Annotated in this window: 11 protein-coding genes and 1 pseudogene; 2 read left to right on the forward strand and 10 right to left on the reverse strand. The window is 67.1% G+C overall.

The genetic code is table 11. From position 1 onward, the window contains the following. Positions 1-279: 279 nt before the first annotated feature. The 9 genes and pseudogenes from RH857_RS12715 to trhO all read right to left on the reverse strand — a co-directional run. Entirely contained in the window at positions 280-1,407 is a 1,128-nt protein-coding gene (locus RH857_RS12715) for an acetoin utilization protein AcuC (RefSeq protein WP_310538361.1), read from the reverse strand. Positions 1,408-1,925: 518 nt separating this feature from the next. Beyond that, positions 1,926-2,564: a potassium channel family protein gene (locus RH857_RS12720; RefSeq protein WP_374761171.1), complete on the reverse strand. Its 639-nt coding sequence runs from the start codon at positions 2,562-2,564 to the stop codon at positions 1,926-1,928. A 25-nt stretch (positions 2,565-2,589) separates the two neighbouring features. Beyond that, the gene (locus tag RH857_RS12725) at positions 2,590-3,987 is read right to left on the reverse strand and encodes a TrkH family potassium uptake protein (protein WP_310538351.1); all 1,398 of its coding nucleotides are present in this window, start codon (positions 3,985-3,987) and stop codon (positions 2,590-2,592) included. An 87-nt stretch (positions 3,988-4,074) separates the two neighbouring features. After that, positions 4,075-4,923 carry a pyrroline-5-carboxylate reductase gene (proC, locus tag RH857_RS12730; protein WP_310538352.1) on the reverse strand — a complete coding sequence of 283 codons (849 nt, stop codon included), beginning with the start codon at positions 4,921-4,923 and terminating at the stop codon, positions 4,075-4,077. 3 nt (positions 4,924-4,926) lie between these two features. After that, entirely contained in the window at positions 4,927-5,742 is an 816-nt protein-coding gene (locus RH857_RS12735) for a sugar phosphate isomerase/epimerase family protein (protein ID WP_310538353.1), read from the reverse strand. Then, positions 5,729-6,790, reverse strand: a complete 1,062-nt coding sequence (locus RH857_RS12740) for a Ppx/GppA family phosphatase (protein ID WP_310538354.1) — start codon at positions 6,788-6,790, stop codon at positions 5,729-5,731. The genes RH857_RS12735 and RH857_RS12740 overlap by 14 nt, the downstream gene beginning before the upstream one ends. A gap of 24 nt (positions 6,791-6,814) precedes the next feature. After that, entirely contained in the window at positions 6,815-9,595 is a 2,781-nt protein-coding gene (gene topA / locus RH857_RS12745; RefSeq protein ID WP_310538355.1) for a type I DNA topoisomerase, read from the reverse strand. Positions 9,596-9,690: 95 nt separating this feature from the next. Continuing rightward, complete coding sequence (locus tag RH857_RS12750; RefSeq protein WP_310538356.1) at positions 9,691-11,322, reverse strand: DUF7059 domain-containing protein; 1,632 nt, start codon at positions 11,320-11,322, stop codon at positions 9,691-9,693. 140 nt (positions 11,323-11,462) lie between these two features. Beyond that, positions 11,463-12,335: pseudogene (gene trhO / locus RH857_RS12755) on the reverse strand (oxygen-dependent tRNA uridine(34) hydroxylase TrhO); the annotation flags it as partial. 86 nt (positions 12,336-12,421) lie between these two features. Here trhO and RH857_RS12760 point away from each other — a divergent pair. Beyond that, the gene (locus RH857_RS12760; RefSeq protein ID WP_310538358.1) at positions 12,422-13,126 is read left to right on the forward strand and encodes a GNAT family N-acetyltransferase; all 705 of its coding nucleotides are present in this window, start codon (positions 12,422-12,424) and stop codon (positions 13,124-13,126) included. A gap of 37 nt (positions 13,127-13,163) precedes the next feature. After that, positions 13,164-15,617 (forward strand): DNA 3'-5' helicase SftH, encoded by a 2,454-nt coding sequence (sftH, locus tag RH857_RS12765; RefSeq protein ID WP_310538359.1) that lies wholly within the window; start codon positions 13,164-13,166, stop codon positions 15,615-15,617. Here sftH and RH857_RS12770 read toward each other — a convergent pair. Beyond that, positions 15,586-16,033: GNAT family N-acetyltransferase (locus RH857_RS12770; RefSeq protein WP_310538360.1), on the reverse strand; the 448-nt coding region annotated here is incomplete at its 5' end. The genes sftH and RH857_RS12770 overlap by 32 nt on opposite strands.

The raw sequence follows: 16,033 nt of genomic DNA on the forward strand, positions 1-16,033 counted from the left end.
CGGAATGTCGCTTACAACTACGCAGACCACCGCTTCCAACTCCCGCTACGTGCCAATAAGCCCCGACGACGGCGAAACCGCGGTTTCTTTACGTGCCGCAGGACTCTTCAGGTGACTAGGCAAAATCTGCTGTTGCTGTTTTCGTCGGAACGGCAGGCGATAACGACGAAAACAGCAACACTCGATGACTCGCTCGCCGCCGGGGGCAGCGCTACTGGCGCGAACGTCCACGTCACCTGACCGAGAGTGCGGCGGGGCCTCCCCGCACGCGGGACCAGCTCAGTCGAACCACGGGTCCAGCCCGTGGAGCGGGAAGATCTCCTTGCGGGTCTGGATCACGGCACGGTCCACCGCGTCTTCGGGGTCGTAGCCGAGTTCCCAGGATCTCCACCACAGCTCGGCGTCGTCGCCCATCAGCGCGGTGGGAGTTCTGCCGTAGATCTCGGTGACGTGGTCGCGCCAGGGCTGAGGGGTCGGGGCGGTGAGGGGGACGGGAGCCCCGGCGACGACGGCGGTCAGGTGGCTCCAGCTACGCGGAACCACGTCGTAGACGGCGTAGCCTCCCCCGCCGGTGGCGATCCAGCGGTCCTCGCAGTGCTCCTCGGCCAAGTGCGCGATGTCGACTGCGAGCTGCCGCTGTCCGTCGATGCTCAGCCGCAGGTCACTGAGTGGATCGTCCACATGCGTATCACAGCCGTGTTGGGAGACGATGACTTCTGGCTCAAAGGCGGCGACGACAGCGGGCACGATAGCGTGGAACGCACGGAGGAAGCCGGCGTCGCCCGTGCCCTCCGGCAGCGCGATGTTGATGCTGGTGCCCTCGGCGCTGGTTCCGTCCTCGGCGGTTCCGCCGATCTCGTTGGGGTAGCCGGTGCCGGGAAAGAGCGTGACTCCGCTCTGGTGCAGGGAGATGGTCATGACCCGGGGATCGTTGTAGAAAATCTCCTGGGTTCCGTCCCCATGGTGGGCATCGATATCGATGTAAACGGCGCGCGCGGTGCCCAGATCCAGCAGCCGTTGGATGGCCAGGGCGGCGTCGTTATAGACGCAGAATCCGCCTGCCTTGGCTCGGGCGGCGTGGTGCATGCCGCCGGCGAAGTTGACCCCGCGGGTGATGGCGCCCCGGTGCAGGGCTTCGGCGAGGCTCAGGGTGCCCGCGGCGATCCTGGCGGCGCCGGTGTGCAGCTCCGCGAAGATCGGGGTGTCCTCGGTGCCCAGCCCGTGTTCAGGTGAGGCGATCCCGTCCCGGGACGCGGCATGCACCGCGGCGATGTAGGCCGGATCGTGCACGCTGGCCAGGGCGTCGTCGTCGGCAATGCCCGGGGTCAGTGTGGAGACGTGGGGCAGATGGAAGAGCCCCAGTTCCCGAGACATGAGCTCAGTGAGCTCCAAACGCACCGGATCCATGGGATGTACGGCGTTGAACTTGTAGCCGAGCAGCGCCGGATCCCACACCACTGCCGTGGGGCGGGACTGCGAGGAGGCACGCTGGATCACACGGCCACCCTACCGCCTGAGCACCGGTGCTGCCCCGGTGCGTCTCACGAGCTGCACACCGCTCGCATGGTGACTCGGGCAGGTGCCTGACGAGCGCTGAGTCGGGGGAAGGACTGCTGCCCCCTCACAACACCGCGCTGGCCGTTGCGGGGAGGTGATTTTCTCTCGGATATACCGCGCCTTTTTTCGGCGTAACTCGCTGGAGGCGCTGTGAATCCGACAATTCGCCTCGCGTCCGTGGGCCGGGGCGGATGGGGCGGGGCCGCGGGGCGGCGCCGTGGTAGGGGGGCCCGTGAGACGGGGACGGTGGGCCGAGGCCGGTGGGGCGGCGCCGTGGTAGGGGGCCCGTGAGACGGGGACAGTGGGCCGGGCCCGTGAGACGGGGTCCGTGGGCCGAGGCCGGTGGGGCGGCGCCGCTGCGCGATGCCCTAGGCGTGGTCCGCGAAGTACTCCAGCTTGGAGACGTCGCCGGAGACCACGATGATGTCACCGGGAGAGACCAGGGTGTCCGGCTGCGCGTAGACGAAGTCCTTGCCGGGCGACTTCACGCCCACAATATTGATGCCGTGGCGCTTGCGCGGCTGGGACTGGTCGATGGTTTTGCCCTGCAGGACCTTGGGCGGACGCATCTTCACAATGGCGAAGTCGTCGTCGAACTTGATGAAGTCCATCATCTGACCCGAGACCAGGTGGGCCGCGCGCACGCCGGCGTCGTGCTCCGGGTAGATGACGTGATGGCAACCGATGCGGGTCAGGATCTTGCCGTGAGTGGGGTTGATGGCCTTGGCCCACACCTGGGTGACGCCGAGGTCCACGAGGTTAGCGGCGATCAGCACGCTGGACTCGATGGAGGTGCCCACGCCGACGACGGCTGAGTCGAACTCCTCGGCGCCCAGCTGCTTGAGGGCCTCGATGTCGGTCGCGTCAGCCTCCACGGTGTGGGTGAAGTAGTCGGCGTACTTCTGCACGAGGCTGCGGTGCCGGTCCACCGCCAGGACCTCCTTGTTCTGGCTGACCAGCTGCTGGGCCAGCGCAACGCCGAAGCGGCCCATGCCCACCACCAGGATGGGTTTGTTGGTCTGTTCGTTCCTCTTACCCAATGATCGGCCTTCCCTCGGGATAGCGGTAGCGGATGCGACGCTGACGCACGGTCAGTGCCGCGGCGAAAGTGATGATGCCCACGCGGCCGGTGAACATCAGGGCTGCCAGCACGTAGAGTCCGCTCGGGGGCAGCTCTTCTGTCAGCCCCGAGGTGAGACCCACCGTGCCGAAGGCTGAAATGGACTCATACAGAGGTCTCTCCATGTCCTGGCCCGAGATGGTCATCAGCGCCAGGGTGGAGAGCAGCACCACCGTGGCGCCCATGGCGACCACCGAGACCGCCACGCGAACCATCTGCACCGGGATGGTGCGCCCGTGGGCGGAGGACTCCTCGTGACCGCGAGCCTCCGCGAGGAAGGCCAGGAAGATCACCGCAATGGTGGTGACCTTAATGCCGCCCGCGGTGGAGGCTGAACCGCCTCCGGCGAACATCAGGGCGTCCGAGACCAGCATCGTCTCCGACTGCTCGTTGTTCGATTCCACCACGGAGAAGCCGCCCGAGCGCATGTTCACCGAGGCGAACAGCGAGTTCTGAAGCTTCTCCAGCACGCTCATCTCACCGATGGTGGCGGTGTTGTTCCACTCGAGGACTCCGTAGGCCAGCGCCCCCAGGAACAGCAGCACCGCGCTGACCTCCACGGTGAGCTTGGCGTGTAGGCTCCACCGCTGGATGTGCCAGCGGAAGCGCCAGATCACGTAGAGGACGGGAAAACCCAGGCTGCCCAGGAAAACCCCGATCATGATGGTCCACACCACCACCGGGTCGTTGTCCATTCCGGCCAGCCCCTCGGCATGGATGACGAAGCCGGCGTTGTTGAAGGCGCTGATCGCGTAGAACACTCCGTTCCAGATGCCTTCGGGGACGCTGCCCTTGAGTCCGATGAGCCGGGGGATCAGCACCAGCGCCAGCAGCGCCTGCACCACGAAGGAGCACACGACCACGGTCTTGAGCAGGTGCCCCACCTCACCGAGTTTTCCGGTGGAGATGCCTTCCTGGGCGATCAGACGCGTGCGCAGTCCCAGCTGCCGCGTCACCGAAACCGCCAGCAGCGCGGCAATGGTGATGATGCCCAGCCCGCCCACCTGGATGCCCAGCAGGATGACCGCCTGGCCTGCGAAGGACCAGTGCTCGGCGGTGTTGACGGGGGTCAGACCGGTGACAGTGACGGCCGAGGTGGCCACAAAGAATGCATGGTGGAAGTCCGCGCTGCCCCGCTCGGCGGTGGCCCACGGCATCATCAGCAGCGCGGTCAGGATCGCGATGGTCAGCGCGAAGATGAGCAGCGCGGTACGCGGCGGGGAGGACCCCGCCAACGTGCTCACGTGGCGCCTGATCCTCTCCCACACCGACTCGGTGGGCTGCAGGCGCTGAGCGTCCGCTTCTGGCACGGGAGATACTCTACGCCTACGCTGGCTTTTATTCCCAAGTCAGCACACGTGACCAGCTAGTGTGGTCAGCCGGCACCGCCGGAGATGTCAGCCGCGGCTGCTCAGCTGCTCGGTGATCTCGGCGGCGCGCCGGGCGCTGGCCTGGGCTCCGGCGCGGATGGTGGCGGCCATGCCGGCGTCGTCGAAAGTCTCGATGGCACGCTGGGTGGTCCCGTTGGGGCTGGTGACGTTGCGGCGCAGCTGTGCGGCATCGGCGCTTCCGCGGTTCTGCACTAGCATGCGACCGGCACCGTAGAGGGTCTGGGCCGCCAGATCCGCCGCCAGCTCAGGGTCCAGCCCCATCTCCACGCCGGCTGCGGCCATGTGCTCGGCCAGGTAGAACGCGTAGGCCGGGCCGGAGCCGGCCACACCGGTGAGCGCATCAATCTGGGACTCCGGCAGCACGTGCACGGATCCGGAGGCGGCGAAGAGCTCGCTGACCTGCTGCACCTGGGCGGGGGTGGTGCTGGTGCCGGCAGCCAGACCCACCACACCCAGCCCCACGGACAGCGGAGTGTTGGGCATGGTCCGGATCACCGGTTGGTCCGGGTTCAGGGCGGACTCCATCATCTTCACGGTCACCGCGGCGGCCACCGACGTCACCACCGCGCGGGGTGCCAGCGCATCCTTGATCTGGGCGCATACGTCCACGATCTGGTGGGGTTTAACCCCCAGTACGACGACGTCGGCCCCGCGGACTGCCTGCAGGTTGGCGTCCTCTGCGCTTTCCTCGGCAAGCACGGTGATGCCGTACTGCTCCGCTTTGGCCTGGGCGGAAGAAGCCGAACGCGTGGTGGCGACGACCTGCTCGACCGGGTGCCCGCCGGAGAGCAGGCCCGCCAGGATGGCTCCGTTCATGGACCCCAGGCCCAGCATGGCAATCTTCGGTGCGCTCATCGTCTACTCCTGCTTCAGGTGCTTGCGGGCGAAGGCCAGAGACTCAGCGAGCATCTGCTCGCGCTGGCCCACCTTCCGGGCCGTACGGGTGGAGACTTCCACGGCCACGGCTCCTTCGAACCCGGCGCCGGCGAAGTCGGCAGACCCGATCAGCTCCATGGTCTCGGCCACGCGCTGCTCGCCGTGGCCGGGAACCAGGTGATCGTCTTTGAAGCCGTTAGACCACCCGTCGGTCAGGTGCACGTGGCGCAGGCGTCCGCCCAGTGCGCGCACCGCCTCGTAGGAGTCCGCTTCGGCCGTCGCCGCGTGAGAGAAGTCCCAGGTCACATGGGGGTAGGGCTCGGGCACCGGATCCCAGTGCGGCAGGTACATGGTGGCTTCCCGGCCTCCGGCCCGCCAGGGGTACATGTTCTCCACGGCAAAGATGATCCCGGTCTCCTCCTCGTTCCGGGTGATGCCGTCGGCGAATCCCGAAGCGTAGTTGCCCTGCCACCGGAACGGCGGATGGACCACCACGACGCCGGCTCCGACTTCCTTGGCCAGAGCCGCGGAGCGGTGCAGCTTATCCCAGGCCGAGCCCCAGACCTGCTGGGTCAGCAGCAGGGTGGGGGCGTGGATCGCCATGACCGGCAGTCCGTACTTCTCCACCATGGAGTTGAGCACCTCGGCCTGCTGGGTCTCGGCGCGGTGGGTCACCATGATCTCCACGCCGTCGTAACCGAGGTCTTCAGCCATCGAGAACGTCTCGGCCACCCCCAGGGGATACACCGAGGAGGAGGACAGCGCGACGGGGATGCGGGGACTCTCAGACACGGGCATGCTCCACAGCGATCGCCTTGACGTCCTTGTGGGTGGGTCGTTTCAGCTCCCGCGCCAGGTCCACATGGCCGACGCCGGGGGCGTGGGGAATATTGACGCCGGCGTCGCGGGAGAGGGAATCCAGGCGCCGCAGGATCAGTCCCTCACGCAGGGCCCAGGGGCAGATGGTCAGTTCCTCCACCCCGAAGGCTTTCATCGCGGCCTCGGCAGCCACCGCTCCGGCGAAGACCTGCGGAGAGCGCATCGCGGAGACACCGGGCAGCTTGGCGCGCTCAGCGGCGCTCATCTCCCCCAGCTGCTTCACCAGGGGCTTCAGGTCCCGGTAGCTCAGGGTCCGCTTCACGTAGGGCCCTTCGGCCGAGGGGGCCGCCCCGGTCATGCGTGCCAGCGAGCGGAAGGTCTTCGAGGTCGCGGTGACCTGGGTGTATTCGTTCAGCCGCGGGAACTCCCGGCGCGCGGCCTCCAGCTCCTCGCGGACGTAGGCCCGCAGGTCTTTGATCTGCGCCTTGGTCGGCACCGCGCCCTCGGCGTAGGACTCCGGCAACCACTCGCGGGTCAGGCGCCCGGCACCTAGAGGCACCGACAGGGCCGACGTCGGCAGCTCATCCTGTCCGTAGGCCAGCTCGAAGCTGCCGCCGCCGATGTCGAAGTTCAGGATGTGCCCGGCGCTCCAGCCCAGCCAGCGACGCACCGCGAAGAAGGTCATGGCGGACTCTTGGGCGCCGGTGAGCTCGGTGAGTTCGATATCGGTCTCAGCCTGCACACGCGCCAGGACCTCTTCGCCGTTGGCGGCCTCGCGGATCGCGGAGGTGCAGAAGGAGAGCATGTCCTCGGCCCGGTGCCGGGCGGCGAAGCGCACAGCCTCCTCGATGAACCCCAGCAGCTCGCTCTGGCCCTGGTCCGTGATGGCCCCGGCGTCGTCGAGGTGCTTCACCAGCGACAACGGCCGTTTATGGGAGGCGAAGGCCTCCGGCTTGGCGCCGATGTGCGCGTCCACCAGAAGCAGATGCACGGTGTTCGAACCGATGTCGAGGACACCCAGACGCATGAGCCGATGATCTCCTTGTGCCAGCTATGCCTTGGTGGCGGCTTTGCGGCGGCCGCCCTTCGCAGTGCTCTTAGCCGTGCTCTTAGAGCCGGACTTTGCTGAGCTCTTCTTCACCGGCCCCTTGGCACGCTTCTCCGCCAGCAGCGAGAACGCGTGCTCCTTGGTCAGCGTCTCCAGGGAGGTGCCGCGGGGCACGGTCACGTTGGTCTCTCCGTCGGTGACGTAGGGACCGAAGCGTCCATCCTTGACCACCACCGGCCGCTCGGTGGTGGGGTCGTTGCCGAACTCCGCCAGCGGGGGCACCGCGGCACGGCGCCCGCGCTGCTTGGGCTGGGCGTAGATCTTCTTAGCCTCATCCAGCGTGATGGTGAAGAGCTGCTCCTCGGACTCCAGGGACCGGGAGTCGCTGCCCTTCTTCAGGTAGGGACCGAACCGGCCGTTATGGGCGGTGATCTCCTCGCCGTCGTCGTCGGTGCCCACCACTCGGGGCAGGGACAGCAGCTTCAGGGCATCCTCGAGCGTCACCGTCTCCAGGTCCATGGACTTCAGGAGAGATCCAGTCCTGGGCTTAGGCGGCTTGGGCTTCTTCTTGGGCTTGGGCTTGCCGTTCTTGTAGTACTCGGTGGGCTGGGCATCCAGGTAGGCCTGGATCTGCTCCTCGGTCATCTCCTCGATGACTTCGGTGACGTAGGGCCCGTAGCGGCCGTCCTTGGCGACGATTTCGCGGCCGGTCTCAGGGTCGGTGCCCAGGACGCGACCGGAGTGGGCGGCCTGCTCGAACAGTTCCTCCGCCTTGGCTGCGGTGAGCTCATCGGGAGCCAGATCTTCGGGCAGGTTAGCCCGGTCCATCTTCAGCTCGCCGTCCTCACCGACCTCGCCGTCGGGGTTGGGGCGCTCCAGGTAGGGGCCGTAGCGTCCCACGCGTAGGTTCACCCCGGGGGCGATCTCGATGGAGTTGATCGCGCGCGCGTCGATCTCGCCGAGGTTCTCCACCACGGCCTTCAGGCCCTCTTCGCCGTTCTCAGCGCCGAAGTAGAAGCTCTGCAGCCAGGCCTCCCGCTCAATCTCGCCGCGGGCGATCCGGTCCAGATCATCCTCCATCCGGGCGGTGAAGTCGTAGTCCACGTAGCGCCCGAAGTGCTCTTCCAGCAGACGGATCACGCTGAACGCGGTCCAGGAGGGCACCAGGGCCGAACCGCGCTTGGTGACGTAGCCGCGGTCCATGATCGTGGAGATCGTGGGGGCGTAGGTGGAGGGACGGCCGATCTCGCGCTTCTCCAGCTCAGCCACGATCGAGGCCTCGGTGTAGCGCGCCGGCGGAGAGGTCTCGTGGCCCTTGGCCTCAATGTCCTCACCGGTGAGGCTCTCGCCCTCCTCAAGCTTGGGCAGACGCTTGTTGGCGGCGTCAGCCTTCTTCTCTGCGGCCTTCTCGTCGCTGTCGTCGGCGACCTCCTCGTAGGCCTGCAGGAAGCCCGGGAAGGTGATGACCGTGCCGGAAGCGCCGAAGGTGGCACGGCGGCCGTCGGTGGACTCGCCGGTCAGTCGCACCGAGGCGGTGAAGCCCTTCGCGTCCTCCATCTGGGAGGCCACGGTGCGCTTCCAGATGAGCTCGTAGAGCTTGAACTCATCAGCGGAGAGTTCTCCCTTGACCTGACGCGGAGTGCGGAAGGAGTCGCCGGCGGGGCGGATGGCCTCGTGGGCCTCCTGCGCGGTCTGGTTGCGTTTGCCGTAGACCCGCGGAGAAGAGGGCACCGACTCTGCGCCGTAGAGCTCGGTGGCCTGCTTCCGGGCGGCGTTGAGCGCCTCACCGGAGAGCGTGGTCGAGTCAGTACGCATGTAGGTGATGTAGCCGTTCTCATACAGCCGCTGGGCTACCTGCATGGTCACCCGGGAGGAGAACCGCAGGCGACGGGCCGCGTCCTGCTGGAGCGTGGAGGTCGTAAAGGGCGGCTGCGGGCGGCGGGAGTAGGGCTTCTCCTCGACCGAGTCGACGGTGAAGGGCGCCTGGGTCAGGCCCTGCGCCAGGGACTGGGCGTCGTCCTGGGTGAGGACGACGACGTCGCGCCTGTTCGTCTTGAGCTCGCCCCGGTCGGTGAAGTCGCCGCCGGTGGCAATGCGGGCCCCGTCGATGCCGTGCAGCTTCGCGGCGAAGGTCTCGCCGCCGTTGGTGGAGAAGGTGCCGCTTAAGTCCCAGTAGGAAGCGGGGATGAAGGCCATGCGCTCGCGCTCACGCTCGACCACCATACGAGTGGCCACAGACTGCACGCGGCCGGCGGAAAGACCCTTGCCCACCTTGCGCCAGAGCACCGGGGAGATCTCGTAGCCGTAGATGCGGTCCAGAATGCGCCGGGTCTCCTGGGCGTCAACCACATGAGTGTCGATCTGCCGGGGGCTCTCCATGGCGCGGGTGATGCCCTCTTTGGTGATCTCGGTGAAGGTCAGCCGATAAGTGGGCACCTTGGGCTTGAGGACCTCGTAGAGGTGCCAGGCGATCGCCTCGCCTTCGCGATCGGCATCCGTGGCGAGATAGAGCTCATCGGCCTTCTTCAGCTGAGCCTTGAGCTCACGCACCTTGGACTTCTTCGAGTCGGAGATCACATAGTAGGGCTCGAAGCCGTTGTCGGGATCCACGGCAAACTTGCCGAAGGGCCCCTTCTTCATGTCCTGGGGAAGGTCTGAGGGCTGCGGCAGGTCACGGATATGCCCAGCGGAGGCGTCCACGATGAAGTCATCGCCAAGGTACTTGGCGATGGAACGGGATTTTGCCGGGGACTCGACGATGACGAGCTTCTTGCCTTCGGGCACTGATCTCCTTGGAGTTTCCTTGAGAGCGGCTTCGGCAGCCGCGGGGCCGTCGAGTGCTCACTATAACAGTGCGCATTCTGCGCACCGTAGGCGCTTCAGGGGTGGAGGAAACCGTCGGTGTAGAGGTCTACCACTTCAGCTCTCAGGGCCGCCTCATCCGTCTCGGTCAGCGCCGTGACGGCGGTGATCAGCTGAGACGCGGTGAACTCCCCGTCGGCGGCGGAGAGGAAACCGGCTGCGGCGGAGCTGATGGGGCGGGCTCTGCGCAGTCCCGCCCCCTGGCGGGCGAGGATGACTTCCGGATGCGGCGCCCCGAAGCGCTGGTAGCGCTCCTCCGTCACGTCGGGGGCCACGCTCAGCGTCTGCTCCAGCTCCGCCTCGAGGTCCTGCGCTACCGCCAGGCAGCGTTCCACCGTCTGACCAATGATCGGCCCCAGGGGCTGCTGCACCTCGGAGGTGATCTCTTCAAAGCGCCGCAGGGGCTCCCCGGTGTCGGTGAGCGCCGGGCGGCGCAGCCAGATCATGCCAAAGCCGATGCCGGCGATGCGGCGGGACTCGAAGTCCTGCAGGTACTGGTGGTAGCGGCTGCGGTAGCCAGGGATGTCACGCTCCTCCGAGGCATCGCGCAGCCATGTTTCGGCGTACTGGGCCGGGGTCTGCTGATCGCGCTGAATGAACCAGGCCTCCACGGGAGCCGACGACGACGCCTGCTCGACCCAGGTCCGGGGGCGGGCGCTCCAGTCGGTCCCCTCCTCGATCTCCCAGTTGCCGAGCATCTGGACGGTGCCCGACGGGTTCAGGACTGCCGGCAGGGACGTGATGAGTTCATCCATCAGGGAATCCCCACGGCGTCCGGCGTCGCGATAGGTGTAGCGCTCGGCGTCGGTCTCGCCGTCACGGCGCGGGGTGATGACGAACGGCGGATTGGAGACCACCAGGTCAAAGGTGCGTCCTGCCACCGGCTCCAGCAGGCTTCCGTGCAGCAGCTCCACTCGGTCGCTGAGTCGGCGGGGGTCCAGGCGAAGCGTCTCCGCGTTGAGCAGCAGATTGAACCGGGTGAAATCCAGGGCCCGTGCGGAGATGTCGGTGGCCACTACGCGCTCGGCATGGTCGAGCAGGTGCAGCACGTGGATGCCGCATCCGGTGCCGATGTCCAGCGCGGTTCCGACGCGGCGCCGGTGGGTGATGCCGGCCAGTGTCAGGCTGGCCTGACCGACTCCCAGCACGTGGTCATGAGGCAGCGCCCCCTGAACCTGGTGGGCCGAGAGGTCACTGGCCACCCACAGATCAGCTTCTCGGGGCTGCTGGCTCAGTTCATGGCGCTGCTGAACCTGGTAGGGGCGAAGATCGCAGGTGGGAGCGGCGAGCGCCTCGTCCTCATCACCGACCTGGACCAGGCGCAGCCTCTTCAGCCCATGTACGCCCAGGCGCGGCAGGGCGGCGTCGAGCTGCGCGGCGGTGACCTCCACCGCCAGGAGCCAGAAAGCGGCCAGCACAGCGCAGGCATGCTCGGCGGTGCCGGGGCGGTGCTCGGCGAGCGCCTCGGTCACCCGCAGCTGGCCGGGGACCACCTGTTCGCGGTCCAGGGCGGAAACGGCTTCCTCCCCGAGCAGCTGCGCGACGCCGGCGTTGGTGTAGTCCGCAGCCAGCAGATCCTCGCGGAGGGTTCCGAGAAGCTCCGGCTCCTCGGTGAGCGGCGGCGGCGGACTGACGGAGGTGGGGGCCATCAGGACCGTACTCCCTGGGGTTCCTGCACCGAGTCCGCGGTGGTCTCCTCGGCGGCGCCTCGGGGCTTGCGGCGGGCCTTGGGCAGCGGTCCCGAATTGGGATCCTGCGGGTTCTCCTGCAGCCGCTGCTGGCAGGCGGTGCAGCGGGTGGTTTCGGGGATGTGCCGGCAGTCCTCGCAGTAGAGCTGCAGCGTGGAGCAGCCACGGTCCATACAGTTGTAGAAGGTCGATGTCGCACCGGCGCAGTTCACGCATTGACCGATGGTCTTGGCCTCGTCGCTGAAGCGGGTGTTCATGCGGCCGTCGAAGACGTAGAGCTCACCCTCCCAGTAGCCGGAGTCCTGGTAGGTCTCCCCGTACCGGACAATGCCGCCGTCGATCTGGTAGACCTCTTCGAACCCGCGGTTCTTCATCAGCGCCGAGAGCACCTCGCAGCGGATGCCCCCGGTGCAGTACGTGATGATGGGCTGGTCCTTGAGGTGGTCATATTTGCCGGAGTCCAGTTCGGAGATGAAGTCGCGGGTGGTCTCGGTGTCGGGGACGATCGCGTTCTTGAACTTGCCGATCTGGGCTTCCATGGCATTACGGCCGTCGAAGAAGGCCACCTCCACGCCCTGCTTTTTCTTCTCCTCGATGAGCTCGTGCACCTCTTCCGGCTTCAGGTGCTGGCCCCCGCCGACGACGCCGTTCTCGTCCACCTTGATCTCACCCGGCACCCCGAAGGCCACCAGCTCGGGCTTCACCTTCACGGAGAGTCGGGGAAAGTCCTCGGCCCCGCCCTCGGACCACTTGAACTCCATGGAGCGGAAGGGTTCGAAGCTACGGGTTTCCTTCACATAGCGCTTGACAGCCTTGAGGTCTCCGCCGACGGTGCCGTTGATGCCGTGTTCGGAGACGATGATGCGCCCCTTCAGGCCCAGCTCGCGGCACAGGGCGCGCTGCCAGAGCCGCACGGCCTCCGGATCGGGCAGCGGTGTGAAGTGGTAGTACAGGACGATGCGGGACATGCTCACACCTCTTAGGGTAGTCGTCGGAGGCAATTCTGGGAGTTTCCTGGGAGCCCTACCCGGTGATGTGAGTTTCCTTATACAGTCGTGTCATGACATCAGAGCTGAGCGACGCCCTTGTCCAGACATGGGTCACCGGGTGGGCCCGGACCCACGGCTATGAGGTGCGCCACGAAGGCAACGTCCACACGGCGCAGCTGCCCGGAGATCCCGACCAGTGGGAGTACGTGCTGTACTCCCCCGCGGAGACTGACCTGCGCAAAGTCGCCTCGGCAGTCACGAAGAGCCCTTTGCGCCTGCTGACGATCATTGCCGAGCCAGACGCCGATGTGCTCTCCCAGCACCAGGTCGACGCGCTTGAGCTGCTCAGCGATGAGGAGAAGCTCATGGTGGTGGATATGGAGACTCAGGATGTTGAGGATCCCATCACCCCCGAGAGCTACGAGACCACGCGTGAGGACTTCGACGGCTGGACCCTGTTCACCGTGACCCAGGGGGAGAACGTCGCCGCGCGCGGCCGGGTCGCCGTCGTGGACGAGTTCTGCATTCTGGACCGGATCTACACTTCTCCCGACTATCGCCGCCAGGGTCTGGGGACCTTCGTGACGCGTGCGCTGCTGGCCATCGCCCATGAGCACGATGTGGAGGAGGGTCTGCTGGTGGCCACCTCCGACGGTCAGCAGCTTTACGAATACCTGGGCTGGACCCATGTGGGCGACGTCAACGTCTACGGCGCCCCCGGCGCCACCGACCGGCGTCGTCCCAGCCACTCCCAGGAGGACGATTTCTCCGCCTGAGACACGGTCAGCCGGCAGGCAGTACCCTTAGCCTTCTATGGCCGCTTCTGCCGCTGCGTTTGAGCTTCTGAAGAGGGCCGGGCTCGCTGCCGAAGTGCGCGAGGACGGCCCTCTTCGCCATGTCCGCACCCTTGAAGCCCGCACTGCCCGCACCGCTGAGTGGCCCCCGTGGACGCCCGAGCCTCTGCGTGCGGCCTACCGTCAGAAGGGCGCGGTGCAGCTGTATACGCACCAGGTCGCTGCGGCAGAGGCGCTGCACTCCGGTCGGCACGTGATCCTGGCCACCGGCACGGCCTCAGGCAAGTCGCTGGGCACTCAGCTGCCCGGGCTGGCAGCAATCACCGGGGCGCCGCCAGCCGCTGGGGTCACAGCCCATCCCACGGGAGAGGCCACAGTGCTCTACCTCTCCCCCACCAAGGCGCTGGCCGCCGACCAGCTGGATGCGCTGGAGGAGCTCGCCGAGACCGTGGGGCCGGTGGGGCCTGCCGCGGGGATTCGCGCGGCGACCTACGACGGCGACACGGATCCGGAGAGCCGCCGCTGGGTCCGTCAGCACGCCAACGTCGTCTTGAGCAACCCCGACATGCTGAACGCAGGAATCCTGCCCAATCACCGCGGCTGGGCCCGGTTTCTCTCGCGCCTGCGCTACGTGATCATCGATGAGGCCCACACCTGCCGAGGGATCTTCGGCTCTCATATTGCGCTGCTGCTGCGGCGGCTGCGGCGGGTGGCCCGCTCCTACGGGGCAGACCCCGTCTTTGCCGGGGCGTCTGCCACCAGCGGGGATCCGGCGGCGTCGTTTGCCCGACTCATCGGGGCTGCCGAAACCGAGGTGCTGGCGATTACCGAGGACGGCTCCCCGCACGGGGCAGTGGATGTCTACCTGTGGGAGTCATCGGAAGCGAGCTTCACCGGTGACAACAACGCGCCCGTGAAGCGCAGCCTGACGTCTGAGGCCGCCGATATTCTCACCGACCTGGTGGTGGCCGGGCACCGCACCCTGGCGTTCATCAAATCCCGGCGCGGCGCCGAGACCATCGCCCAGATCACCGCCGATCAGCTCGCGGAGGTGGACCCCGCCCTGCGGCAGCGCGTGGCCGCCTACCGCTCCGGATATCTGAAGGAGGAGCGCCGGGAGCTGGAGGAGTCCCTGCGCACAGGCGCCCTGCTCGGGGTAGCCTCCACACCGGCCCTGGAGCTGGGCATCGACATTGCCGGCCTGGACGCGGTGATCATCGCCGGGTGGCCCGGAACTCGTGCCTCGTTCTTCCAGCAGCTGGGCCGCGCCGGGCGATCTGGGCAGCGCGGGGCCGCGTTCTTCGTCGCGGGCGACGATCCCTTGGACGCGTATCTGCTCTCCCACCCGGAGGCGATCTTCGAGACCGCTGTGGAGGATGCGGTTACCGACCCGAACAACCCGCACGTGGCCGCCCCGCACCTGTTGGCCGCCGCACAGGAGCTGCCCCTGACTGTTGAGGACCTGGCCTCCGGCGCGGCTGCGGAGGACGGCTCGGGACCCGGACGGGGCTCGGCAGAGCGTGGCCTCTTTGCCGGGATGCGACCCTTGGTGGAGGCCCTCACTGAGCAGGCGCACCTGCGCCGGCGTCCTCGGGGATGGTTCTTCGGGCACGACGACGTCTCGGCTGCCTCCTGGGTGAAGCTCCGCTCCGACGGGGCCGGTCCCTACACCATCGTCAACGCCGAGGACGGCACCGTAGTGGGCGACATGGGCGCTGCCCAGGCCCAGCCTCAGGCCCACCCGGCCGCCGTCTACGTCCATCAGGGGCGCAGCTACGTGGTGGAGCATCTGGATCTGGAGCAGAACACCGTGCTGGTGACTCCGGCGAATCCTCCGTTCTACACCCAGGCTCGGGAGACCACGTCGATCAGCGTGCTGGAGACCTTGCGGGCCCAGAACTGGGGTGATTTCCAGCTGTGCTTCGGCACCGTGGAGGTCACCAGCGCCGTCGTCGGGTTTCAGCGCAAGGCCCTGGGGTCCGGAGAGGTGCTCTCTGATGATCCGCTGGACCTTCCGCCGTCGCACCTGCGCACCCAAGCGGTGTGGATCACCGCCCCGGAGACGGTGCTGCGGGACGCCGGGGTGGTCGTGGAGCACATTCCCGGGGCCCTGCACGCCGCCGAGCACGCCATGATCGGGCTGCTACCGCTGCTCACCAGCTCCGACCGGTGGGACATCGGCGGGGTCTCCACCGCCCTGCATCGGGACACGGAGAAGCCCACCATTTTTGTCTACGACGGACATCCCGGAGGTGCCGGCTTCGCCGAGCGCGGTTTTGAGCTGGCCGCCGAGTGGGTCAGGACGACGGCGGCGACCATCGCCTCCTGCGGGTGCGAGCAGGGCTGTCCCAGCTGCGTGCAGTCCCCCAAATGCGGCAACAAGAACTCTCCCCTGCACAAACAGGGAGCGCTGAACCTGCTGCGGGGTGTCGCCGCCGGCGCTAAGGAGCCTTCGGGTTCCGGTGCCGGGTGAGATACTCCTCGGCGAGAATGCCCATGCTCACGTCGTCGAACCAGCGCCCCTGGTGAAGCACGGAGGCACGTCGGCGTCCCTCCACCACAAAGCCGGCTTTCTCATAGGCTCGAATGCCGCGTGCGTTGTAGCCATAGACCGAGGCATGGCCGGCGAGCTGACCCTCCGCCTCCACGGCGTAGCCGAAGCCACCGCCGGAGCGGTTCTCTGACCAACCGCGGATCATCTCTTCGATCACCGACTGGGGCTTCTGCACCAGCATGCGGTCGTTGAACAGCGCAATGTCCGGGGTGTTCCACCACTGGGCAATCACCGGCACATCCGCCTCGGTCAACGCTCGCAGACGCACCCGCTCGCTAGTTGTACTTCCCCGTGAGGTTGTGAACACGGTCTGAGGGCACAGCGCCTCCGATGGC

It is taken from the genome of Nesterenkonia flava, from assembly GCF_031432335.1.
Lineage (GTDB): Bacteria > Actinomycetota > Actinomycetes > Actinomycetales > Micrococcaceae > Nesterenkonia > Nesterenkonia flava.